The following is a 22,759-nucleotide window of genomic DNA, read 5'->3' on the forward strand; positions in this document are numbered from 1 at the left end:
TCCGGAACCCGTCGCGCGAGCCCGGCAGCACGTGCGGCGCCGCGCTCATGTTCTCCTGGCCGCCCGCGACCACGATGTCCGCGTCGCCCGCGACGATCGCGTTCGCCGCCAGCATCACGGCCTTCAGCCCCGAGCCGCACACCTTGTTGATCGTCATCCCCGGCACGGCGCTCGGCAGCCCCGCCTTGATCAGCGACTGCCGCGCCGGGTTCTGCCCGGAGCCGGCCGTCAGCACCTGGCCCATGATCACTTCGCTGACCTGCTCGGGCTTCACGCCCGCACGCTCCAGCACTGCGCGGATCACCGTCGCGCCCAGTTCCGGCGCCGCAATCTTCGCCAGCGAGCCGCCGAATTTGCCGACCGCGGTCCGCGCGGCCGATACGATCACTACATCCGTCATTTCCCTTTCCTCCAGGCCCGCACGACACGGCGCATCGTTACCGGCCCCGTTAAAAAAACTGTGGTGCGCCGGACAGCGTGCGCCGCTGTCCGGTTTTCGTCAATCGCGCTGCAACACGTAGCGCCCGGGCGCCGGCTCGATCGCCGGGAATTGCGCGGAACCCGGCTGGGCCGGCGGCGCGACCTTGCGCCCGCCGTACGCGTCGAGCCACTCGACCCATGTCGTCCACCAGCTTCCGGGCTGCTCGGTCGCCGCGGCGAACCAGTCGTCCGCGGATTCGGGCAGGTCGTCGTTGACCCAGTAGCTGCGCTTCTTCTTCGCCGGCGGGTTGATCACGCCCGCGATGTGCCCCGACGCGCCGAGCACGAACTTCAGCGGGCCCGACAGGATCGACGTCGATGCGTAGGCCGTCTGCCACGGCACGATGTGATCCTCGCGCGAACCGTAGATGAAGGTCGGCACGTCGATCAGCGACAGGTCGACCGGTTCGCCGCATACGGTCAGCGCACCCGGCTCGCGCAGCTTGTTTTCGAGATAGGTATGGCGCAGGTACCACGCGTACATCGGCCCCGGCAGGCTCGTCGAATCGCTGTTCCAGTACAGCAGGTCGAACGGCGCGGGCGTGCGGCCCTTCAGATAGTTGTCGACGACGTAGTTCCACACGAGATCGTTCGGCCGCAGGAACGAGAACGTATTTGCGAACTCGACGCCGCGCATCAGCCCCGGTTGCGTACCGTTCTTGCCGCCGATGGTCTGCTCGCGCATCTGCACGTGCGCCTCGTCGACGAACACGTCGAGGATGCCCGTATCGGTGAAGTCGAGCATCGCGGTGAGCAGCGTCATCGACGCGGTCGGATGTTCGCCGCGCGCGGCAAGCACCGCGAGCGCGGTCGCGAGCATCGTGCCGCCGACGCAGAAGCCGAGCGTGTTGATCTGCTCGCGGCCGCTGATCTGCTGCACGGCGTCGATCGCCGCGAGCAGCCCTTCGTTCATGTAGTCGTCCCACGTCTTGTGCGCGACCGATGCATCCGCATTGCGCCACGACACGAGGAATACCTGATGACCGTTCGACAGCGCGTGCGCGACGAGCGAATTCTCGGGTTGCAGGTCGAGGATGTAGAACTTGTTGATGCACGGCGGGACGATCAGCAGCGGCCGCTCGAACACCTTGTCCGTCTTCGGCGTGTACTGGATCAGCTGGATCAGGTCGTTCTCGTACACGACCGCGCCCTCGGTACACCCGAGGTTCTTGCCGACCACGAACTGCGATTCGTCCGTCTGCGAAATCTTGCCGCGCTGCAGGTCGCCGAGCAGGTTCATCATCCCCTGCCGCAGGCTTTCGCCATGCGTTTCGAGGATCGATTTCTGAGCGTCGGGATTGAGTGCGAGGAAGTTGCTCGGCGCGGCGGCGGCCGTCCATTGCTGGACCGTGAAACGGATGCGCTCGCGCGTCTTCGGATCGGTCTGAAGCGCGTCGGCCAGCTCCTGCAGATAGCGCGCGTTGAGCAGATACCACGCGGCCGCGAACGCATGCGCGGGCGATGCCTTCCACGCGTCGCCGCTGAAGCGGCGGTCTTTCAACTCCGGCGACTCGAGCTTCGCGGCGGCCGCCTGCTGCATCAACGTCATGCAGTCGCGCGCGTAGTCGGCCTGCAAGGCCTGGAGCCGTTCGGGCGGAATCGCGGCAACCGGCAGTTTCAGGCCCGCGAACGGCGACGCCATCGCGCCGAGATCGGGCATCGACGGCATCTGGAACGGAAACGACGTCGGGAACTGGAATGTCGCGAACGGGTTGACGGAGGCCGATGCCGTCGCGGCGCGCGCCGGATCGGCAAAACTACGCCACGCGTTCAACCACGACTCGAACATCTGCTGCATCGGCTGAGCGGCCGGATCGAACCCGGTACTGCCCGCGGAAGTGCCCGCGTGAGCGGACGTCGACGAATTTTTCGATGCTGTCATTACCTGCCTTACCGGTGATTCGTGAGCGTCAATCGTGAAATCCTGCTCGCGCGCGGCGTGCCGGCTGCGAGCCGGGCCGTCATGCTCTGGAGAGGCGTCTCCAGATTCTGCCGCAGTGCGGTATTTTTATCATTATCGTTTTCCCCATGTGAAGCGTCCGGTCAAACCACTGAACATTTCGATACGGAGATAATCCGCGCACGACAGGCGGGACAAGGGTTCCGGCGAAACATAAAATATTTTGCTTGACTTGACGTCGGGATTTTTCATTCAGTCGCGCATGCCACGCAGCATTGCCGCCTCAATATCGAGATAACCCGATTTCGCGGCGCAACAAAAACCGGCGCACATGCGCATGCACTCAATCGGCCAGCCAGATTGCCGCGGCCATGCGGCCCGTCACGCGGTCGCGCCGATACGAATAGAAGCGCGCGCGCTCGGCGACCGTGCAAGCCGTCCCGCCGCTCACGTGCACCACGCCCGCACGCGCGAGCCGCAGGCGCGCGAGCGCGTAGAGATCGGCAAGAAACTTGCCGGGCGCGCCGTCCACCGCGACGAACGCACGACGGGTTTCATCATGCTCCGACTGCGGAGCCGTGTCGAGAAACGCGTCGCGCACGTCGGCGCCGACCTCGAACGCCTGCGGACCGATCGCCGGCCCGAGATAGGCATGCAGCGTGTCCGCCGCGCCGCCCGCGAGCGCCGCGACGCGCGCAGCCGTCTGCTCGACGATGCCGGCCGCGAGCCCGCGCCAGCCCGCATGCGCGGCGCCGACCGCGCGGCCCTGCGCGTCGCACAGCAGCACGGGCAGGCAATCGGCCACCATCACCACGCAGACGGCGCCGGCCCGATCCGTGACGCTCGCGTCGGCCTGCACCGGCGCCGTGGCGGCGGCCGCCGCGGCGATCACCTCGTCCGCCCGCACGATCTGCGCGCCGTGAACCTGCTCGAGCCATGCGGCGCCCGACTGGCCCGCGAGGGCGAGCACGCGCGCGCGATTGATGGCGACATGATCGGGATCGTCACCCGTATGCAGGCCGAGATTCATCCCGCCCGCCAATGCCGCCCCATCCTGCCAGCGCCCGTACGGGCCTTCGCTCACGCCGCCGTCGCGCGTCGTGATCAGCGCGCGCACGCGCGGCGACACGCGCCAGTCGGGCTGCACGCAGTCCTGCCACGTCAACGGCGCCAGATTCGTCATCGGCACTCACTCCTCCTCATCGTCCAGGTACGGCTCGTCGTCGTGATACTCGCCGCCGAAATCGTCATCGTCGTAGAGATTGTCGTCGTCGTCGAATTCCTCGTCGCCCTGCCCGAAGCCGAGCGCCGCGACCAGTGCGTTCATGTCGTCCGGCAGCGGGCAGCGCCACTGCATCGCCTTGCCCGTGACCGGATGCACGAGACCGAGCCGCCACGCATGCAGCGCCTGTCGTGCGAACCCGTCCGGCAGCGGCGCGACCGAACGCTTGCCGCGCGCCCGCCCGTAGACCGGATCGCCGAGCAGCGGATGCCCGGCGTGCGCGCAGTGCACACGGATCTGATGCGTGCGGCCGGTTTCGAGATCGCATTGAATCGCCGACACCGGCTGACGTTGCCACAGGCATGTGTCAACCGTGCGGAAATGCGTGCGCGCGGGCTTGCCCGACGCGCCGGTGACCACGGCCATGCGCGTGCGCTCGCGCGGGTCGCGGCCGATCGGCGCGTCGATCGTGCCTTCCTCCGGCATCGTGCCCCACACCAGCGCGAAATAGCGGCGCTTCACCGTGCGGGCCTGCAGCTGGCGCACGAGGTCCGTCTGCGCGGCCAGCGTGCGGGCGACCACCATCAGGCCGGACGTTTCCTTGTCCAGCCGGTGGACGATCCCCGCGCGCGGCAGGCCGGCCGCCGCGTCGCCGTAGCGATGCAGCAGACCGTTGAGGATCGTGCCGCTCCAGTTGCCGGCGGCCGGATGGACGACGAGACCGGCCGGCTTGTTGATGACGACGAGCGCGTCGTCCTCGTAGATCACGTCGAGCGGCACGGGCTCCGGCGTGAACGCGAGCTGCTCGGGCAGCAGATCGGGCACGAGCTCGATCTTCGCGCCCAGCGGCACCGGCTGGCGGATCTTCGCCGGCGCGCCGTCGACGAGCACGCGCTGCGCCTCGATCCAGCTCTGCAGGCGGCTGCGCGAGAATTCGGGGAACAGTTGGGCGAGCGCCTTGTCGAGACGTTCGCCCGCGAGCGACAGCGGCACTTCGACGATGCGCGGCGCGTCGTCGCGCGCCGCGGACGGCACCACGGGCGCCTGCATCGCGTCGCCGGCCAGATCGTCATCGAGGGAATCCCCCGACGCGGCGTCGGCGGGCCGATCGCTTGGGCTATAATCTTCGCGATTTGGTGTGCCCGGCTGGGCATTCTGCGAACTTGAACGGGTCATTTAGACTGGGTCACCGAGACTTGAAGCTAGGACATGCGAGCATGATGAATTCGACCAAACGCACGGCCAGAACCGTCGCCGCCCGGGCTGCGGCGGTAGCGGCCGCGGCCCTCATCGCCGGCTGCCACGGCTTGCCGCAGAAGCAGGACGAGACGGCTACCTGGTCGAACAACAAATTATACTCAGAGGCCCAGGACGCACTGTCCGGCGGCGACTGGGGCAAGTGCGCGAAATATTTCGAATCGCTGCAAGGCCGCGATCCGTTCGGCCATTTCGCGCAACAGGCGCAGATCAACGTTGCATACTGCAACTGGAAGGACAACGAAGCAGCGGCCGCCGACCAGGCCGTCGATCGCTTCATCCAGCTCCACCCCGATCATCCGGATATCCCGTACGCGTACTACCTGAAGGGGATGATCCACTTCAACGACGATCTCGGCCTGTTCGGGCGCTTCTCCGGCCAGGACATGAGCGAACGCGATCCGCAGGCGCTGCGCGAATCGTACGATGCGTTCAAGGTCGTCGTCGACCGCTTCCCGAAGAGCAAGTACGCACCCGATGCGGCCGCGCGGATGCGCTACATCGTCAACGCGCTCGCATCGCACGAAGTGCACGCGGCCGACTACTACTATCGCCGCGGCGCGTATGTCGCGGCGATCAACCGCGCCCAGCTCGCGATCAAGGACTACAAGGGCGCACCGGCGATCGAAGACGCGCTGCACATCATGATCCTGTCGTACGGCAAGCTGAACCAGCCGGAACTCGCCGAGGACACCAAGCGCGTGCTCGCGGGCACGTTCCCCGACAGCCCGTACGTGACGGGCCATGCGCGCCCCGGTGCGAAGAAGTCGTGGTGGCAGTTCTGACGCACGGCGCGCTGCAACACCCGTTGCGCATACGAAAAACCCGGCCATCGAGCCGGGTTTTTTATTGGCGCCGCATTCGGTCGACGCCAGGGCGTTCGCGCGGCAAGCGCCGCGCGTGCGCTCACGCGCGCTTGTCCGCGCGGTGCTCGTCGAAGAAATCCTGCACGACCGCGATCTCGCGCGTGCGCTTGAACGGCGGCAAGCTTTGCCAGATCCGGCGCCCGTAAGGCTTGTCGACGAGCCGCGTATCGCAGATCATCAGCACGCCGCGATCCGTCTCCGCGCGAATCAACCGGCCCGCGCCCTGCTTCAGCGTGATCACGGCCTGCGGCAGTTGATGCACGGCGAACGGGCTCAGCCCCTTCTTCGTCAACGCGTCGAGCCGCGCTGCCAGCACCGGATCGTCCGGCGGCGCGAACGGCAGCTTGTCGATCACGACCAGCGACAACGCATCGCCGCGCACGTCCACGCCTTCCCAGAAACTCTGGCTGCCGACCAGGATCGCATTGCCGTACGCGCGGAAACGGTCGAGCAGCTCGGTGCGGCTTGCGTCGCCCTGCACGAGCAGCGGCATGTTCCAGCCGCGCGATTCGATCGCGTCGCGCAGCTTCGACGCGATCCGGTCGACCGCGCGCAGCGTCGTGCACAGCATGAACACGCCGCCGCCGGACGCCTCGATCGCCGGCAGCGCGGCATCGAAGACGGCGTCGGTAAATGCCGGCGACGACGGCTGCGGCAGATTGCGCGGCACGTACAGCAGCCCCTGCGACTGGTAATCGAACGGGCTGGCGAGCGTCATCGAACGACGCGAGCTGAGGCCCATCTGCGCCGCGTAGTGCGTGAAATCGCCGCGCACCGACAACGTCGCCGACGTGAACACCCATGCACGCGGTACGCCCGCACGCTGTTTCGCGAAAATCGGCGCGACCGACAGCGGCGTTTCATGGAGCTGGACGGTATGCGCGAACACCTCGACCCAGCGCACCTTCTCGTTCGGATCGCCGTCGGCGGCCGCGTTGTCGCCGGCCGCCGCATCGGCCTTCGCTGCCGCTTGCGCCGCGCCGGGCGCGACCCAGCCCGCCAGCAGGTCCTGCAGCTCGCGGGCGCGCCGCAGGCATGCGCCGAGCGATTCCGCGCGCTCGGCCTGGCTCGCGAGCGCCGTTGCGAGCGCATCGAGCGCAACGTCGAGCGCGTCGAGCGCACCGAACATCGGGTGATCGTCGCCGAGCTGTGCGAGCGACATGCGCACGATCTGGTCGTTCGCGAACGCGAGACGCAAGTCGCGCGCCGCGCGCTCGAGATCGCCGCCGAGCTTCACCCACTCCACCGCATCGCGCGCATGGCTCAGGCCCTCGGCGACCGTGTCGCGCGCGAGCTCGAGGATCTGCGTCGTCGACAGCGTCTCGCCGAAGAACAGCGTCGCCGTTTCCGGCAACTGGTGCGCTTCGTCGAAGATGATCGTGTTCGCGTTCGGCAGCAGTTCGGCCATCCCCGTGTCGCGCAGCATGATGTCCGCGAAGAACAGGTGATGGTTGACGACGACGACGTCGGCCTGCTGGGCCTCGCGCCGCGCCTGCATCACGAAGCATTCCTTGTAGTGCGGGCACTCCTGGCCGAGGCAGTTGTCGCGCGTGGACGTGACCATCGACCACACGGGCGCCGTTTCCGGCACGCTCGCGAGTTCGGCCTTGTCGCCGCTCTTCGTGATCTTCGCGAAGCGGACGATTTCCTGCAGATACGCGGTGTCCTGCCGCGACGGCAGCCGGCCGTTGTCGGCCGTGCGTTGCAGGTAGTAATGGCAGAGGTAGTTCGAGCGTCCCTTGAGCATCGCGACCGTCACCGGCACCGCGAGCGCGTTGCGCACGGTCGGGATGTCGCGCTGGAACAACTGGTCCTGCAGGTGCTTCGTGCCGGTCGACACGATCACCTTGCCGCCCCACAACATGGCGGGCACGAGATACGCGTAGGTCTTGCCGGTACCCGTGCCGGCCTCGACGATCAGCGTGTTGTCGCCTGCGTCGTTGTCGGATTCGGCTGCCGCGGCGGCGTCCCCGGCCGGCTCGGCCGCCTGGCCGCCGTCGCCGAGGCGGCGCGCCGGCCGCTTGCGGGTTTCGAAGATCTCGGGCTCGGGCATCCGGCGTGCGGACGCTTCCATCGCGGACGCGACCGCGCGCGCCATCTCGATCTGCGACGTACGCGGTCGATAGCCGTCGAGCGCGCGCGCCAGCAACCCGCCTTCGCCGAAGATCGTGTCGAGTTCGTCGACGCGCTTGCGGCTCAGCTCGAAAGTGCCTTCGGGCGCACGAACGCGCCCGGCGGACGTCGTGTCACGCCGGGCATCGGGGGTGGCTTCAAGCGGTGAATTCAAGGCAAGCGTTCCTGTGTCCAGCGCCCGAGCGGCGCCGGCGCTTGCCAGGCCGCGCTCAGGCGCGCTTATCCGGTTCGAGCTGCGATTGCAGCAAAATGATTTTGTCCTTGGCGGCCAGCTTTTCCTTCTTCAGCCGGTGCAGCGTGATGTCGTCGATGTCGGAGTGTCCTTCCTTCAGCTCGATCTCCCGAGCGAGCTGCTGGTGCTGCTCCTGCAATGCAGCCAAACGGTTGTGCAATTCCTGCTGCTGTTCCGTGTGACGGTTTTGCATACCTGCCTCCTCATCGAAGCAGCGCGACGGCTGGCGTGCCGACGCGCCCGAGACTGAGCCCGATCAATTCAACACGTTACTGCCCCTGCTGTTGCTGCTTGGCCTTCTCGGCCGCTTCCTGCTGACGCCGCTCGACATCGGCCTTGTGCTGCGCGGCTGCCTTCTGCTTCTGCTCGTAGCGCGTGGCGTTGTCCGCCCGCTCCTGCGCCTTCTGCGCCGCCTGCTGGTGCGCCTGGTCGAGCTTGCGCTGGAAATCCGCCTGCTTCTGGTCGTATGCCTGCTTGTTCGCCGCGCGTTGCGGGGCTTCCGCGCCGCGCTGCGCCTGCTTCAGTGCATTCTGCTCCTGCTTGTCACGGAATGCAGCCGCGTTCGCCGCGTCGTTCGCCGCCCGCTGCGGCGCTTCCGCCGCGTCCCGGGCCTGCTTCAGCGCCTGCTGCTGGTCGCGCTGCTGCGCCCGCACCGCGCGCTGCTCGTCGTTGAGCGCGAGTTGCTCCTGGCGAATGCTCGCCCGCTCCTCGCGCATCCGATCGCGCGCCTTGCCGAGACAATGGTTGACGAAGAACTTGCTGTAACAATCGTGCTCCGCCACCGCATAACGATAATCGTTTTCCGCGGAACGTTGATTGAGCACTTTTTGACGGGCGTCGAAATCCGGCGCGGCGGAGGCTGCGACGGGCGCGGAAGCGGCGGCGTCCGGCGCGCTGGCGCCCGAGGCCTGCGCGAATGCGCCGGAAGGCCCGGCAGACAAAGCGGCGGCGAGCGCTGCGCCGAGCGCGACGAGAGAAATACGGGAAGTTGGCAACGTCGTAGGAAAGCTGCGGGACATGTGTCAAATTCTATCACCCCCGGCTGGACGCTCCGCCATTTATGGCAAAATGCCCCGCTTCATTCACCCGCGGCCTCTGGCCCGGCGGGCCGGCCGGGCAGCCCGCCGCTCCGGGCCTGCCGGCCCGCGCCGCGATTTCAGCAGGCAGACAGACCATCCACGACATGACGGAAACCGTAGCACTCAAGATCGTACAGCGCATCGCCACCGAACTGTCCGTCCAGCCGCGCCAGGTCGCGGCGGCCGTGCAACTCCTCGACGAAGGCTCGACCGTTCCGTTCATTGCCCGGTACCGCAAGGAAGTGACCGGCAACCTGGACGACACGCAGTTGCGCCAGCTCGAGGAACGCCTCCTGTACCTGCGCGAACTCGAGGATCGCCGCGCCGCGATCCTGTCGAGCATCGACGAACAGGGCAAGCTGACCGACGAACTGCGTGCCGCGATCGACGCGGCCGACAGCAAGCAGGTGCTCGAGGACCTTTATCTGCCGTACAAGCCGAAGCGCCGCACGCGTGCGCAGATCGCCCGCGAGGCCGGCCTCGAGCCGCTCGCACAGGCGCTGCTCGCGAATCCGCTGCTCGACCCGCAGACCGAGGCGGCCGCGTATGTCGACGCCGACAAGGGCGTCGCCGACGTGAAGGCCGCGCTCGACGGCGCGCGCGACATCCTGTCCGAACAGTTCGGCGAGACGGCGGAGCTGCTCGGCAAGCTGCGCGACTACCTGCACAACCAGGGCGTCGTGTCGTCGGCGGTCGTGGAGGGCAAGGAAAACGAGGAAGGCGAGAAATTCCGCGACTATTACGACTACGCGGAAACGATCAAGACGGTGCCGTCGCACCGTGCGCTCGCGCTGTTCCGCGGCCGCAACGCGGGCGTGCTGACGATCAAGCTCGGCCTCGGCGAAGAGCTCGACGCGCAGGTGCCGCATCCCGGCGAGGCGATGATCGCGCGCCATTTCGGCATCGCGAACCAGAATCGCCCGGCCGACAAATGGCTGTCCGACGTCTGCCGCTGGTGCTGGCGCGTGAAGGTGCAGCCGCATATCGAAAACGAACTGCTCACGCAACTGCGCGAAACGGCCGAAACCGAAGCGATCCGCGTGTTCGCGCGCAACCTGAACGACCTGCTGCTGGCCGCCCCGGCCGGCCCGAAGGCCGTAATCGGCCTCGACCCCGGCCTGCGCACCGGCGTGAAGGTCGCGGTCGTCGATCGCACCGGCAAGGTGCTCGCGACCGACACGATCTACCCGCACGAACCGCGCCGCGACTGGGACGGCTCGATCGCGAAACTCGCGCGCCTCGCCGCGCAGACGCAGGCCGAACTGATCAGCATCGGCAACGGCACCGCGTCGCGCGAAACCGACAAGCTCGCGAGCGAACTGATCGCGAAACACCCGGAGCTGCGGCTGCAGAAGATCGTCGTGTCGGAAGCCGGCGCGTCGGTCTACTCGGCGTCCGAGCTCGCCGCGAAGGAATTCCCGGAGCTCGACGTGTCGCTGCGCGGCGCCGTGTCGATCGCCCGCCGCCTGCAGGACCCGCTCGCCGAGCTCGTGAAGATCGAGCCGAAGGCGATCGGCGTCGGCCAGTACCAGCACGACGTGAACCAGCGCGAACTCGCCCGCTCGCTCGACGCGGTCGTCGAGGATTGCGTGAACGCGGTCGGCGTCGACGCGAACACGGCGTCGGCCCCGCTGCTCGCCCGCGTGTCGGGCCTGAACGCGACGCTCGCGCGCAACATCGTCGACTATCGCGACGCGAACGGCCCGTTCCCGTCGCGCGAGCACCTGCGCAAGGTGCCGCGCCTCGGCGACAAGACCTTCGAACAGGCCGCCGGCTTCCTGCGCATCAACGGCGGCGAGAATCCGCTCGATCGCTCGTCGGTGCACCCGGAAGCGTATCCGGTCGTCGAACGGATGCTCGCGAAGATCAACAAGCGCATCGACGACGTGCTCGGCAACCGCGAGGCGCTAGCGGGCCTGTCGCCGATGGAATTCGTCGACGAACGTTTCGGGCTGCCGACCGTGCGCGACATCCTGGCCGAACTGGAAAAGCCGGGCCGCGATCCACGCCCGGAATTCAAGACGGCCACGTTCCGCGAAGGCGTCGAGAAGGTCTCGGATCTCGTGCCGGGCATGACGCTCGAAGGCGTCGTGACGAACGTCGCCGCATTCGGCGCGTTCGTGGATATCGGCGTGCACCAGGACGGCCTCGTCCACGTGTCCGCGATGTCGACGAAGTTCATCAAGGATCCGCACGAAGTCGTGAAGGCCGGCCAGGTCGTCAAGGTGAAGGTGATCGACGTCGACGTGAAGCGCCAGCGCATTGCGCTGACGATGCGCCTCGACGACGACGCGGCAGCCCCCGGCACGTCGTCGCGCGGCGGCCAGGATCGCGGCAACGCGGGGCGCGGCGCCGCCCGCCCGCAGCGGACGCGCGAGCCGGAACCGGCCGGCGCGATGGCCGCGGCATTCGCGAAGCTGAAACGCTGAGTCGAAGGCGTCGACGCACAAAAAAACCCGCCGAAAGGCGGGTTTTTTATTGCTTCGGCGGCGCGCAGCCCGATTCGGCATGGGCCGCATACGCAGCCCGCTCGCGCCCGTCAGATCTCGATCTTCGTCCCGAGCTCGACGACGCGATTCGCCGGAATCGAGAAGAAATCGGTCGGCTTCGCCGCGTTCTGATGCATCCACGCGAACACGCGCTCGCGCCAGATCGACATGCCGGGCAGATGCGTCGGCACGACCGTTTCGCGCGCGAGGAAGAACGACGTGTCCATCAGCTCGAACGTCATGTCGTGCGTGCGGCCGAATTCCTCGAGCACAGCCTTCACGTCCGGCGTCTCGTTGAAGCCGTACTCGGCCTTGACGATGTACAGTCCGCCGCCCGCATCACGCGAGCTCAGGCGCCTGTCGTCGCGCACGTACGGAATGTCGCGCGTGACGAACGTCAGGAAAATGGTCCGCTCGTGCAGCACCTTGTTGTGCTTCAGGTTGTGCAGCAGGCTCACAGGCACGAGCTTGTCGTTGCCGGTCAGGTAGATCGCGGTGCCCGACACGCGATGCGGCGGATGCGCGAGCAGCCCCTGCAGGAACGGCTCGAGCGGAATACCGTCGGCCGCCGTGCGCTCCTTGACGATGTGACGCCCCTTGTACCAGGTCATCAGCAGGAAGAACAGCAGCGCGCCGATGCCGAGCGGCAACCAGCCGCCCTGCGCGACCTTCAGCAGGTTCGCGCCGAAAAAGCCGAGGTCGATCGCGAGGAACACCGCGATGATCGCGCCGACCAGCAGCCGGTTCCAGTTCCACACCTTCACCATCACGACGCACGCGAGCACGGTCGTGATCACCATCGTCGCCGTCACCGCGATACCGTACGCGGCCGCGAGGTTGTCCGAACTCTTGAAACCGACGACGATACAGAGGATCACGAACAGCAGCAGCCAGTTCACGACCGGCACGTAGATCTGGCCGATCGCGAGCTCGGACGTATGCAGCACCTTCATGCGCGGCACGTAGCCGAGCTGGATCGCCTGCGACGTCAGCGAATACGCACCGGAGATCACGGCCTGCGACGCGATCACGGTCGCGACCGTCGACAGCACGACGAGCGGCAGCAGCCCCCATTCGGGCGCGAGCAGGAAGAACGGGTTTTCGATCGCTTTCGGATTCTGGATCAGCAGCGCGCCCTGACCGAAGTAGTTCAGCACGAGCGACGGCATCACGAGCCCGTACGCGGCCAACCGGATCGGCTTTGCACCGAAATGGCCCATGTCCGCGTAGAGCGCTTCCGCACCGGTCAGCACCAGCACGACCGAGCCGAGCACGACGTACGCCTGCAGCAGGTGGTCGGCCATGAACGACGCCGCGTAATACGGATTGATTGCCGCGATGATGCCCGGCACGCGAACGATGTGGTATACGCCGAGCGCCGCGATCACGACGAACCACAGCACCATGATCGGGCCGAACAGCTTGCCGACCAGCGCGGTGCCGTGCCGCTGGATCCAGAACAGCGCGATCAGGATCACGATCGTGATCGGCAGCACGAGATGGGACAGGTGCGGCGTCGCGATCTCGAGGCCTTCGACGGCCGACATCACCGAGATCGCCGGCGTGATCACCGCGTCCCCGTAGAACATGCACGCGCCGAATATCCCGAGCGCCATCAGCGCGCCCGCGACCCGCGTTTTCGAGTCGAGCGGCCGCAGCGACAGCGCCATCAGCGCGAGCACGCCGCCTTCGCCGTTGTTGTCCGCCCGCATCACGAACAGCAGGTACTTGACGCCGACCACCAGCACGATGGCCCAGAACAGCAGCGAGATCACGCCGAGAATCGACCCTTCGGTCAGCGGAATGCCGTGCGCGGGGCTGAACGCCTCCTTGAGCGAATACAGCGGGCTGGTGCCGATGTCGCCGAACACGACGCCGATGGCTGCTATCGCTAGCGCCCGCATCGAGTGTTGTTGCGTCGAATGCGGCGCGTGTGCGGCGTCGGTCGCGTGAGTCGTGTCGTTCATATGAAACGTAATAATCGGGTCCGGGTCGGACAAAACGAGCGCTATTCTACTCGCGCCCCCGTGAAACACCGCCCTGCCGTGTTGCCGTGGAGCCACGTGATCCACGCTGCGCATGCAATCCGGCGCGACCTGTGGCAGGGCTGCCATCATAGCCGGCGCCGCGCCGCCTGCCTATCGGGTGCACAGCGCGGCCCGCGCTGCGCCCCGGCGCGCCAATGAAAAACGGCGCCGCAAGCGGCGCCGTACAAGGCTTTCCTTCGATCCGGCCGGCCGCTTACGCGCCCGAACCGTCGCGCTGTGCGCGACCGCGCTTGATCCATGCCTCGAGGTTGTGCGGCCGGACCGTATCCCACTCCTCGAACGGCTGATGAATCCACGGATTCGTCGGCAGGAACTGCGTGTGATAGTCGGGCTTGACCTTCGAGCAGCCCTTGTACCAGAGCACGGCCGAACGCACGGCCGTCACGGACGGATAGCGCTCCTTCAGGTGCTCCTGCACGCGCGCGAGCGTGACGCCCGAATCGACGAGATCGTCGACCAGCAGCACGTTGCCCGCCAGGTTGCCGCGCGTCATCGTGATGTACTGCGCGATGTCGAGCTCGCCCTGCTCGGTGCCGGCCGCTTCCCGGTACGAACTCGTCGCGAGAATCGCGAGCGGCACGTCGTAGATGCGCGACAGTTGGTCGCCGACGCGCAGGCCGCCGCGCGCGAGGCACAGGATCTGGTCGAACTTCCAGCCCGAGGCATGCACCTGGAGCGCGAGCAGCTCGATCAGCCGGTGATACTCGTCCCAGCCTACCCACAGGTTCTTGTCGTCGTTGCGCGGATCGGTCATCAAGTCTGCCGCCGTCATCGTGATTTGCTGCGTCATCTGGGAATTACACCTTGAACGGATGGCGGAGCAGGATCGTTTCGTCGCGATCCGGGCCCGTCGACACCATGTCGACCGGCACGCCGGCCACTTCCTGGACGCGGGCGAGGTATGCCCGCGCGTTCGCCGGCAGCGCGTCCCACGTATTGATCCCGACGGTGCTTTCCTTCCAGCCGGCGAACGTCTCGTACACCGGTTCGCAACGCGCGACATCGACCGCGCCGCGCGGCAGGATGTCCGCGTCCTTGCCGTCGACCTGGTAGCCGACGCACAGCTTGACTTCGTCGAGGCCGTCGAGCACGTCGAGCTTCGTCATGCACAGGCCCGACACGCCGTTGATCTGGATCGAGCGGCGCAGCGCGGCCGCATCGAGCCAGCCGGTGCGGCGCGGACGGCCGGTGACCGAACCGAATTCCTTGCCGACGTTCGCGAGCGTGACGCCGATCTGGTCCTGACGCTGCGGGTTGTCCGCATCGTACAGTTCGCTCGGGAACGGGCCCGAACCGACGCGCGTGCAATACGCCTTCGTGATGCCGAGGATGTAGTTGAGCTTCTGCGGACCGACGCCCGCGCCGGCCGACGCCGCACCTGCGACGCAGTTGCTCGACGTGACGAACGGATAGGTGCCGTGGTCGATGTCGAGCAGCGTGCCTTGCGCGCCTTCGAACAGCAGGTTCTGGCCCGCATTGTTCGCGTCGTACAGGCGGCGCGACACGTCGGCCACCATCGGCTTCAGGCGGTCGGCATAGCCGAGCATCGTGTCGAGCGTGGCCTGGAAATCGACGGCCGCGCCGCCCAGATACTGGGTCAGCACGAAATTGTGGAAATCGAGATTTTCGCGCAGGCGATCGGCGAAGGTCTTCGCATCGAACAGGTCCTGCACGCGCAGCGCGCGGCGGCCGACCTTGTCTTCGTACGCGGGGCCGATGCCGCGGCCGGTCGTACCGATCTTGCCTGCGCCCTTGCGCGCTTCGCGCGCCTGGTCGATCGCGATGTGGTACGGCAGGATCAGCGTCGTGGCTTCGGAGATGAACAGGCGGTCGCGCACGTTCACGCCGGCTTCTTCGAGCTCGCCGATTTCCTTGAACAGTGCTTCGGGGGACAGGACGACGCCGTTGCCGATGTAGCAGGCGACGCCTTCACGCATGATGCCCGACGGAATGAGGCGCAAGATCGTTTTCTTGCCGCCGATGATGAGGGTGTGGCCGGCGTTGTGACCGCCCTGGAAACGCACGACGCCTTGAGCGTGGTCCGTCAGCCAGTCGACGATCTTGCCCTTGCCTTCATCACCCCATTGCGTTCCCACGACGACGACATTGCGCCCGGGAGTCACGTTCACTGCGCTGGCAGACATGTTGATTCGTTAGCTGGTTAAAAACGTATTCTACCTATGTTCGCGGGCGATTCCGAATTTTTCCGTTTCGCTTCAACGATATGCACGCCGAAGCACGGCCCGCGAGCACCTCTTTATCGGGGTTCGACCACCCACGCGCCGTTGCGCTCGACGAGCGAACGATCGCACGCGAATTCGTCGAGCACGTGATCGTGGCCCGGCAGCGCCTGGATCACGACCTCGCCCGCATCGCGCAGCGCCGCGACGGCCGCGCCCAGCGCATCGTCCTGCGCCCACGGCGCGAGGATCGCGGTGCCGCGCGCCTCGACCGGCGAAATTCGTGCGAGCTCGCGCAGGTCGAGCGAGAAGCCGGTCGCCGGCCGCGCCCGGCCATAGGCCTGCCCGACGTGGTCGTAACGGCCACCGCGCGCGATCGCGTTCGGCACGCCGTCGATGTAGGCGCTGAACATCGCGCCGCTGTGATACGCGTAGCCGCGCAGGTCGGCGAGATCGATCGCGACTTCGACGCCCTTCGCCTGCGACGCGAGCTGCGCGAGATCGTCGAGCGCCTGCGTGATTTCGGGCAGCACCGGCAGGCGCGTGCGCGCCTCGGCGAGCACGCTCGCGTCGCCGTAGAGGTTCGGCAGCGCGCGCAGCGCGGCGCGCGTATCGGCACCGAGATCGTCGGTGAGTTCGTTCAGCAGCGGCACGTCCTTGCCCGACAGCGCGTCGTACAGCGACTCGCCACGCTCGGCGGCCTGCGCGTCGCGCGCCAGCAGCGCCGCGAGCACGCCCGCGTGGCCGAGGTCGAGACGGATGCGCGACAGGCCCGCGAGATGCAGCGCGTCGAGCATCAGTTGCTGGATCTCGAGATCGGCTTCGAGCCCGGCGTGGCCGTAGATTTCGGCGCCGATCTGGATCTGCTCGCGCGTCGCGTGCAGGCCGCGCGGACGCGTATGCATCACGTGGCCCGCGTAGCAGAGGCGCGTCACGCCCTGACGGTTCAACAGGTGCGCGTCGATCCGCGCGACTTGCGGCGTGATGTCCGCGCGCAGGCCGAGCGTGCGGCCCGACAGCTGGTCGACCAGCTTGAAGGTGCGCAGGCGCAGATCGGCGCCGCCGCTCGTCAGCAGCGACTCGAGATACTCGAGCAACGGCGGCATCACCATTTCGTAGCCGTACGAACGGAAGCGGTCGAGCAGCCTGCGGCGCAGCTCCTCGATCTTGCGCGCTTCCGACGGCAGTACGTCGGCGATATTCTCGGGAAGTAACCAGGTCGACATCGGTACGGTCCTACGACGGGAAACGGCGCGACACGCGCGCCGCGAGTTGAATCGAAACTTCGAAATCGGGCGGAACGAACGGCGGATGCGCCTTCCGGATCGGGGCGCCGGTCAGGTCGCGAGCAGCAGCAGCGCGAGCCCGAGCACCATCACGATCAGCCCGCCGATCCGGATATGATGCGGCGGCCGCTCGGCTATTCTACGAAACGTGTCGCGCCAGGCGACGGGAAACACGAAGGGGAACGCCCCCTCGATGATCAGCATCAGCGCTACTGCGAGCAACAACGAGCCAGCCAGGTCCATGCGAGCGACGGCGCCGCTCGACGCGGCGCCCCAAGGTCAATGTTTGCGGGGAGCAGGTGCCGCCGGTGCGGCGCCGCCCGTCGGGCTGCGCATGAAGCGGAAGAACTCGCTGTCGGGATCGACGACGATGATGTCGTTGCGCTTGAACGTATTCCGGTAGGCTTGCAGGCTCGCGTAGAACTGATAGAACTGCGGATCGCGGCCGAACGCATCGGCGGCGATCGTCGCGGCCTTCGCATCGCCCTCGCCCTTGATCGTCTGCGCGGACTTGTACGCGTTCGCGAGCACGGCCTGCTGCTCGCGTTCGGCATCGGCCTTGATCTGCTCGACGTCGGCCGCGCCTTGCGCACGCACCTGCGCCGCCTGATCGCGCAACGCGCCGATCATCCGTTGATAGACAGCGTCCGTCTGCGCGGCCGGCAGATCGACACGCGTGAGCTGGACGTCGACCACGTCGACGCCGAAACCGGCCGCGCTCGCCTTCGCCGCATCGCGGGCCGCATCCGCGATCGCGCGCTGGCCGCCGAGGGCATCGTCGAGCGCGCGCTTGCCGAATGCATCGCCGAGCGCACTCTTCAGCGTGCCGGACAGCCGTTCGCTCGCCGCCGCCGGGTCGCCGCCCGTCGCGGTGAAATATTTCATCGGATCGCTGATCCGGTACTTCACCGCATACGCGACGAGCAGGTCGTGCTTGTCTTCGGTTGCCAGTTGCAGCGGATCGGACGACTCGAGCGATTGCAGGCGCGTGTCGATCAGCGTCGCCGTCTGCAGCGGCGGCGGCAGCTTGAAATGGACGCCGGGGCCCGCGAGTTCCGGCTGCGTGCCGTCGCGGCCCGACAGCACGGCCGTATGGCGCGGATCGACGGTGAGGACCGTCGACGACGCCGCGAAGGCAATGATCACGATTGCGACGACGAGCGCAATGATTCGGTTCATGTTCTGCGCTCCCCGTTACTTCGTATCGTCTTCACGCGACCGGCTGCGAAACGCGTCGCGCGATCGCAACACGTCGACACCTGACGCGGCGGCGGCCGATACGGCGCTCGCCGGCGCGGCTGCAGCCGCCGACGGCGCCGTGGCCGCCGGTGCCGACGCCGCCTCGGCGGCGGACGCGCCGGCCGACGTCGCGGCGTTTTGCCGGCCCTGCTCGACGAGCTTGTCGAGCGGCAGGTACACGACGCTGTTACCGCCCTTGTTGCCGACGAACACCTTTGTCGCGTTCGAATAGATTTCCTGCATCGTCTCGAGGTACATGCGCTCGCGAATGACCGCGGGCGCCTTCGAGTACTGCGCGTAGACCTGCTTGAAGCGGTCCGCGTCGCCCTCTGCTTCCGTGACCACGCGATCGGCATACGCCTTCGCTTCGTCGACGAGCTTCGCCGCATCGCCCTGCGCCTTCGGCAGCAGGTCGCTCGCATACGCCTGCGCGGCGCGCTTCGCGGCCTCGCGCTCGTCGCGCGCCTTCGCGACTTCGGCGTAGGCGGCCTGGGTCTGCTCAGGCGCCGCGACGCTCTGCATCGTGACGGCCGTCACCTCGAGCCCGGACTGGTAGCGGTCGAGATCGCGCTGGATCGCGCTCGAAAGCTGTTCGCGCAGCGCATCGCGGTCCTGGTTCAGCATGTCGGCCGCGCTGCGCGTGCCGACGATCGCGCGCACCGCGGCCTGCGCGGCCTGCGACACGCTGCGCTCGGGATCGACGCTGCGGAACAGGTAATCGGTGGCGGAACGGATCCGGTACTGGACGATGAAGCGCACGTCGACGATGTCGGCATCGCGCGTCAGCATCGCGGCTTCCTTGACGTTCGCGAGGCGCACGACGTTATTGCGGCCGATCTCGATCGAGCGGACCTGCGACGTGTCGACGATCTCGTGCGACGCGAACGGATACGGCGCGCGCCAGTGCACGCCCTGGCCGACCGTGCCCGACACCTTGCCGAGTTGCAGCACGACGCCCGTCTGGCCTTCCTGTACGACGAACAGCCCGCTGCCCGCATAAATCGCGACCAGCACGCCGATCACGATGCCGACGCCGACTCGTGCGGCCCGGCCGTTGTCGGGCCGGAAGCCGTTGCCGCCCTTGCCTCCGAACAGGCCGCTCAGGCGCCGGTTGAAATTGCGCCACATCTCGTCGAGATCGGGCGGCCCGTCGCCGTCGCCGCCTGGCGGACGCTTCGATTCGTTCGCGCGGGGGCGGGATCCGTCCTTGCCATTGCCTTCGCCGCGTCCCCAGCGGGGATCGTTGATCGACAGCAAGGCGCGCATCCGCCGCCAGGTACTCCGCTCGTTGTATTCGTTCACCAGAGTTTGTTCACCAGATTGGACGCCGGCGAACCGGCCGGGACCGGTTAGCGCCCGTGTTCGGAAATCGTATGGTCTTCGTGCGATTCAGCGGACGTGCCATCGAGCGCGTCGGGCAACGTCGCGCTGGAAAGGTGTTCCGCGGAGGCGATTTCGGCGATGGCGGCACGCAACGTATCGAGACCCTGACCGGTGCGCGCGCTCAAAAAGACGCGCGAAATATTACCATACTCGTCCCGCTCGACCGCGTCGCCGCGGGCCGCCAGCTCGGGCACGGCGTCGATCTTGTTGAACACCAGCACCTGCCGGATCGTGTCCGCGCCGATCTCGTGCAGCACGCCGTTGACCTGCTCGATCTGCTCGAGCCTGACCGCGCTCGACGCATCGACCACATGCAGCAGCAGATCCGCATGGATGGTTTCCTCGAGGGTCGCGCGAAACGCCGCGACGAGCTGGTGAGGCAGCTCGCGGATGAACCCGACCGTATCGGACACGACGATCTGCCCGACCTCGTCGCCGAGGTACACGCGCCGCGACGTCGTATCGAGCGTCGCGAACAGCTGGTCGGCCGCGTACGCCTGCGCTTTCGTCAGCGCATTGAACAGCGTCGACTTGCCCGCGTTCGTATAGCCGACGAGCGACACCGACATCGTGCCGCTGCGCGCGCGCTGCCGGCGCTGCGTGCTGTGCTGGCGGCGCAGCCGGTCGAGCCGCGACTTCAGCATCTTGATGCGTTCGCCGATCAGCCGGCGGTCGGTTTCGAGCTGGGTTTCGCCGGGGCCGCGCAGGCCGATACCGCCCTTTTGCCGCTCGAGGTGGGTCCATGCGCGAATGAGGCGGGTCGACAGGTATTGAAGCTGCGCGAGCTCGACCTGCAGCTTGCCTTCATGGCTGCGGGCACGCTGCGCGAAGATGTCGAGGATGAGGCTCGTGCGATCGACCACGCGCCTGTTAAGCGCCTGCTCCAGATTGCGTTGCTGGGCGGGTGCCAGCGCATGGTTGAAGATGACGATCTCGACGTTGTGCGCGTCGCAGGCAAGCCGCAGCTCTTCGGCTTTGCCGCTGCCGATGAACATCTTGGCATCGGGACTTGAGCGACGACCCGTGAGGGTGACGGCGGGACGGGCCCCCGCACTGGAGGCGAGAAGACTGAGTTCTTCGAGACTGGCTTCGAAATCGGTCTTGCCGAAATCGATGCCGACGAGCGCTGCGTTGATCAAATTATCGGGTGTCAAGATAAGGCGGCTGGCATCGGTCGCTCGCGGCGACCGGATGCCGGCCGCTGCGATAGGTTAGGACGAGGCTTCCGCGTCCGGGTGGAAATTCACCGGGCGCGCCGGCACGACCGTCGAGATGGCGTGCTTGTAAACCATCTGGGTCACCGTATTACGGAGCAACACGACGTACTGGTCGAACGATTCAATGTTCCCTTGAAGCTTGATGCCGTTGACGAGGTAGATCGAAACGGGAACGTGCTCTTTGCGCAGTGCGTTCAAAAACGGGTCTTGTAACAATTGCCCTTTGTTGCTCATGGCGTACTCCATCTTTTTTTGCAGGTTGATCTGGATTGGCGGCGAAGAAAAAGAGATCCGGCGCCAATCGCTACACTATAGCCGATTTTGCCTGCCCCGCCCGGGCATAGGCCATGCGGCCTGGCCGTTGCGGGACATGCTTCAGCCCTTGTCCGCGTACGGGTTGTTCGACGAACGGAACTCTATGCGCAATGGAGTCCCGGTCAGCGAGAAAGTTTCGCGGAATCGGTTTTCGAGGTAGCGCTTGTAGGTTTCCGTCACCGCATCGAGCGCGTTGCCGTGAATCACGATGATCGGCGGATTCTGGCCGCCCTGGTGCGCGTAGCGCAGCTTCGGACGCACCGGGCCGCGACGGCGCGGCTGCTGGAATTCGACGGCCTCGATCAGCGCGCGCGTGAGCTTCGGCGTCGGCAGCTTCGACATCGCCGCCGCGTAGGCGTCGTCGACCGAGCGCATCAGCGCGCCGATACCCGTCTTCTTCGCGGCGGAAATGAAGTGCGATTTCGCGAAGTCGAGGAATTTCAGCTTGCGGGTCAAATCCGCTTTCGCGCGGTCGCGCGCGTGGTCGTCGAGGCCATCCCACTTGTTGACGCCGATCACGAGCGCGCGGCCCTGCTCGACGACGAAGCCGGCGATGTGCGCGTCCTGGTCGGAAATGTCCTGCTGCGCATCCAGCAGAAGAATGACGACGTTCGCGTCGGAAATCGATTGCAGCGTCTTCACGACCGAGAACTTCTCGATCGCCTCGAACACCTTGCCGCGGCGCCGCAGGCCCGCCGTGTCGATCAGCGTGTATTTCTTGCCGTTACGCTCGAAGTCGACGTAGATCGAATCGCGCGTCGTGCCCGGCATGTCGAACGCGATCACGCGGTCTTCGCCGATCAATGCGTTGACGAGCGTCGACTTCCCGACGTTCGGACGACCGACGATCGCGATCTTGATGCCGCGCGACGGATCGTCCTCGTCCGCCTCCTCGGGCTGGCCCGCGTACGCGACTTCGAGCGCCTCGTTGATCATGTCGGTCACGCCGTCGCCGTGCGCGGCCGAGATCGCGCGCGGATCGCCGAGCCCGAGCTCGTAGAAATCCGTCGCGACCGCCGTGTACTTCATCCCCTCGGCCTTGTTGACGACCAGGAAGATCGGCCGGCCGGTCTTGCGCAGGTAGTCGGCGATCGACTTGTCCTGCGGCGCGAGCCCGTTGCGGCCGTCGACGATGAACACGACGACGTCGGCTTCCTCGACGGCCTGCCGCGTCTGGCGCGCCATTTCGTGCAGGATGCCGTCCTTCGCGACGGGCTCGAAGCCGCCGGTATCGACGACCAGGTACGGCCGCGCGCCGACGCGCCCTTCGCCGTAATGGCGATCGCGCGTGAGGCCCGGCAAGTCGGCGACCAGCGCATCGCGCGAGCGCGTGAGCCGGTTGAACAGCGTGGATTTCCCCACATTGGGGCGCCCAACGAGGGCAATGACCGGTTTCATCTGTGTTTTCTACGGTGAAGCGCAGCAGCGGGAGG

Annotated in this window: 19 protein-coding genes; 2 read left to right on the plus strand and 17 right to left on the minus strand. The window is 66.8% G+C overall.

Features of this window, described 5'->3' with window-relative positions:
* From WS95_RS17125 to WS95_RS17140, 4 genes are all read right to left on the minus strand, one after another.
* Positions 1 to 400: beta-ketoacyl synthase N-terminal-like domain-containing protein (locus WS95_RS17125; protein ID WP_306454118.1), on the minus strand; the 400-nt coding region annotated here is incomplete at its 3' end.
* Between the two features lie 99 nt (positions 401 to 499).
* The gene (gene phaC / locus WS95_RS17130) at positions 500 to 2,362 is read right to left on the minus strand and encodes a class I poly(R)-hydroxyalkanoic acid synthase (RefSeq protein ID WP_059824781.1); all 1,863 of its coding nucleotides are present in this window, start codon (positions 2,360 to 2,362) and stop codon (positions 500 to 502) included.
* 361 nt (positions 2,363 to 2,723) lie between these two features.
* The gene (gene pgeF, locus WS95_RS17135) at positions 2,724 to 3,563 is read right to left on the minus strand and encodes a peptidoglycan editing factor PgeF (protein WP_059824844.1); all 840 of its coding nucleotides are present in this window, start codon (positions 3,561 to 3,563) and stop codon (positions 2,724 to 2,726) included.
* 6 nt (positions 3,564 to 3,569) lie between these two features.
* Positions 3,570 to 4,778: an RluA family pseudouridine synthase gene (locus WS95_RS17140; RefSeq protein ID WP_059824786.1), complete on the minus strand. Its 1,209-nt coding sequence runs from the start codon at positions 4,776 to 4,778 to the stop codon at positions 3,570 to 3,572.
* A 41-nt stretch (positions 4,779 to 4,819) separates the two neighbouring features.
* Here WS95_RS17140 and WS95_RS17145 point away from each other — a divergent pair, with 41 nt between their 5' ends.
* Positions 4,820 to 5,644: an outer membrane protein assembly factor BamD gene (locus WS95_RS17145; protein WP_034207426.1), complete on the plus strand. Its 825-nt coding sequence runs from the start codon at positions 4,820 to 4,822 to the stop codon at positions 5,642 to 5,644.
* A 121-nt stretch (positions 5,645 to 5,765) separates the two neighbouring features.
* Here the strand turns inward: WS95_RS17145 and WS95_RS17150 are convergent, their stop codons facing one another.
* From WS95_RS17150 to WS95_RS17160, 3 genes are all read right to left on the minus strand, one after another.
* Positions 5,766 to 8,012, minus strand: a complete 2,247-nt coding sequence (locus tag WS95_RS17150; protein WP_059824788.1) for an ATP-dependent DNA helicase — start codon at positions 8,010 to 8,012, stop codon at positions 5,766 to 5,768.
* A gap of 55 nt (positions 8,013 to 8,067) precedes the next feature.
* Positions 8,068 to 8,283: a YdcH family protein gene (locus tag WS95_RS17155; protein ID WP_006478692.1), complete on the minus strand. Its 216-nt coding sequence runs from the start codon at positions 8,281 to 8,283 to the stop codon at positions 8,068 to 8,070.
* Between the two features lie 76 nt (positions 8,284 to 8,359).
* Positions 8,360 to 9,109 carry a hypothetical protein gene (locus tag WS95_RS17160; RefSeq protein WP_034207428.1) on the minus strand — a complete coding sequence of 250 codons (750 nt, stop codon included), beginning with the start codon at positions 9,107 to 9,109 and terminating at the stop codon, positions 8,360 to 8,362.
* A 164-nt stretch (positions 9,110 to 9,273) separates the two neighbouring features.
* On the opposite strand from WS95_RS17160, the gene WS95_RS17165 reads away from it, so the two are divergent.
* On the plus strand, positions 9,274 to 11,598 hold the full coding sequence (locus WS95_RS17165) for a Tex family protein (RefSeq protein WP_059824790.1): 2,325 nt from the start codon (positions 9,274 to 9,276) through the stop codon (positions 11,596 to 11,598).
* Between the two features lie 110 nt (positions 11,599 to 11,708).
* Here WS95_RS17165 and WS95_RS17170 read toward each other — a convergent pair whose 3' ends face one another.
* From WS95_RS17170 to der, 10 genes are all read right to left on the minus strand, one after another.
* Complete coding sequence (locus WS95_RS17170; protein WP_034207430.1) at positions 11,709 to 13,625, minus strand: potassium transporter Kup; 1,917 nt, start codon at positions 13,623 to 13,625, stop codon at positions 11,709 to 11,711.
* 274 nt (positions 13,626 to 13,899) lie between these two features.
* Positions 13,900 to 14,496, minus strand: a complete 597-nt coding sequence (locus WS95_RS17175) for a phosphoribosyltransferase (protein WP_006485899.1) — start codon at positions 14,494 to 14,496, stop codon at positions 13,900 to 13,902.
* 7 nt (positions 14,497 to 14,503) lie between these two features.
* A complete protein-coding gene (locus WS95_RS17180; protein ID WP_059824792.1) occupies positions 14,504 to 15,850 on the minus strand; it encodes an adenylosuccinate synthase in 1,347 nt (448 codons plus the stop codon).
* A gap of 113 nt (positions 15,851 to 15,963) precedes the next feature.
* Positions 15,964 to 17,112, minus strand: a complete 1,149-nt coding sequence (locus WS95_RS17185; protein WP_034207432.1) for an ATP phosphoribosyltransferase regulatory subunit — start codon at positions 17,110 to 17,112, stop codon at positions 15,964 to 15,966.
* A 111-nt stretch (positions 17,113 to 17,223) separates the two neighbouring features.
* Positions 17,224 to 17,415: a DUF2065 domain-containing protein gene (locus WS95_RS17190; protein ID WP_034207433.1), complete on the minus strand. Its 192-nt coding sequence runs from the start codon at positions 17,413 to 17,415 to the stop codon at positions 17,224 to 17,226.
* Positions 17,416 to 17,451: 36 nt separating this feature from the next.
* Positions 17,452 to 18,351 (minus strand): protease modulator HflC, encoded by a 900-nt coding sequence (gene hflC / locus WS95_RS17195; RefSeq protein WP_059824794.1) that lies wholly within the window; start codon positions 18,349 to 18,351, stop codon positions 17,452 to 17,454.
* Positions 18,352 to 18,366: 15 nt separating this feature from the next.
* Positions 18,367 to 19,713: an FtsH protease activity modulator HflK gene (hflK, locus tag WS95_RS17200; RefSeq protein WP_059824796.1), complete on the minus strand. Its 1,347-nt coding sequence runs from the start codon at positions 19,711 to 19,713 to the stop codon at positions 18,367 to 18,369.
* 47 nt (positions 19,714 to 19,760) lie between these two features.
* Entirely contained in the window at positions 19,761 to 20,933 is a 1,173-nt protein-coding gene (gene hflX / locus WS95_RS17205; RefSeq protein WP_179949341.1) for a GTPase HflX, read from the minus strand.
* A 72-nt stretch (positions 20,934 to 21,005) separates the two neighbouring features.
* On the minus strand, positions 21,006 to 21,245 hold the full coding sequence (hfq, locus tag WS95_RS17210) for an RNA chaperone Hfq (protein ID WP_006399927.1): 240 nt from the start codon (positions 21,243 to 21,245) through the stop codon (positions 21,006 to 21,008).
* 141 nt (positions 21,246 to 21,386) lie between these two features.
* Complete coding sequence (gene der, locus WS95_RS17215) at positions 21,387 to 22,724, minus strand: ribosome biogenesis GTPase Der (protein WP_052100298.1); 1,338 nt, start codon at positions 22,722 to 22,724, stop codon at positions 21,387 to 21,389.
* Positions 22,725 to 22,759: the final 35 nt, after the last annotated feature.

The organism is Burkholderia sp. MSMB1826 (genome assembly GCF_001526325.1).
Lineage (GTDB): Bacteria > Pseudomonadota > Gammaproteobacteria > Burkholderiales > Burkholderiaceae > Burkholderia.

What these genes read in the sequence shown, in the direction of transcription:
- pgeF (WP_059824844.1), bottom strand. Translation starts at nt 3,563, where the DNA reads ATGACGAATCTGGCGCCGTTGACGTGGCAGGACTGCGTGCAGCCCGAC.
- der (WP_052100298.1), bottom strand. Translation starts at nt 22,724, where the DNA reads ATGAAACCGGTCATTGCCCTCGTTGGGCGCCCCAATGTGGGGAAATCC.
- WS95_RS17185 (WP_034207432.1), bottom strand. Translation starts at nt 17,112, where the DNA reads ATGTCGACCTGGTTACTTCCCGAGAATATCGCCGACGTACTGCCGTCG.
- phaC (WP_059824781.1), bottom strand. Translation starts at nt 2,362, where the DNA reads ATGACAGCATCGAAAAATTCGTCGACGTCCGCTCACGCGGGCACTTCC.
- WS95_RS17175 (WP_006485899.1), bottom strand. Translation starts at nt 14,496, where the DNA reads ATGACGCAGCAAATCACGATGACGGCGGCAGACTTGATGACCGATCCG.
- WS95_RS17160 (WP_034207428.1), bottom strand. Translation starts at nt 9,109, where the DNA reads ATGTCCCGCAGCTTTCCTACGACGTTGCCAACTTCCCGTATTTCTCTC.
- WS95_RS17170 (WP_034207430.1), bottom strand. Translation starts at nt 13,625, where the DNA reads ATGAACGACACGACTCACGCGACCGACGCCGCACACGCGCCGCATTCG.
- WS95_RS17145 (WP_034207426.1), top strand. Translation starts at nt 4,820, where the DNA reads ATGATGAATTCGACCAAACGCACGGCCAGAACCGTCGCCGCCCGGGCT.
- hflC (WP_059824794.1), bottom strand. Translation starts at nt 18,351, where the DNA reads ATGAACCGAATCATTGCGCTCGTCGTCGCAATCGTGATCATTGCCTTC.
- WS95_RS17190 (WP_034207433.1), bottom strand. Translation starts at nt 17,415, where the DNA reads ATGGACCTGGCTGGCTCGTTGTTGCTCGCAGTAGCGCTGATGCTGATC.
- WS95_RS17140 (WP_059824786.1), bottom strand. Translation starts at nt 4,778, where the DNA reads ATGACCCGTTCAAGTTCGCAGAATGCCCAGCCGGGCACACCAAATCGC.
- WS95_RS17165 (WP_059824790.1), top strand. Translation starts at nt 9,274, where the DNA reads ATGACGGAAACCGTAGCACTCAAGATCGTACAGCGCATCGCCACCGAA.
- hfq (WP_006399927.1), bottom strand. Translation starts at nt 21,245, where the DNA reads ATGAGCAACAAAGGGCAATTGTTACAAGACCCGTTTTTGAACGCACTG.
- WS95_RS17155 (WP_006478692.1), bottom strand. Translation starts at nt 8,283, where the DNA reads ATGCAAAACCGTCACACGGAACAGCAGCAGGAATTGCACAACCGTTTG.
- WS95_RS17180 (WP_059824792.1), bottom strand. Translation starts at nt 15,850, where the DNA reads ATGTCTGCCAGCGCAGTGAACGTGACTCCCGGGCGCAATGTCGTCGTC.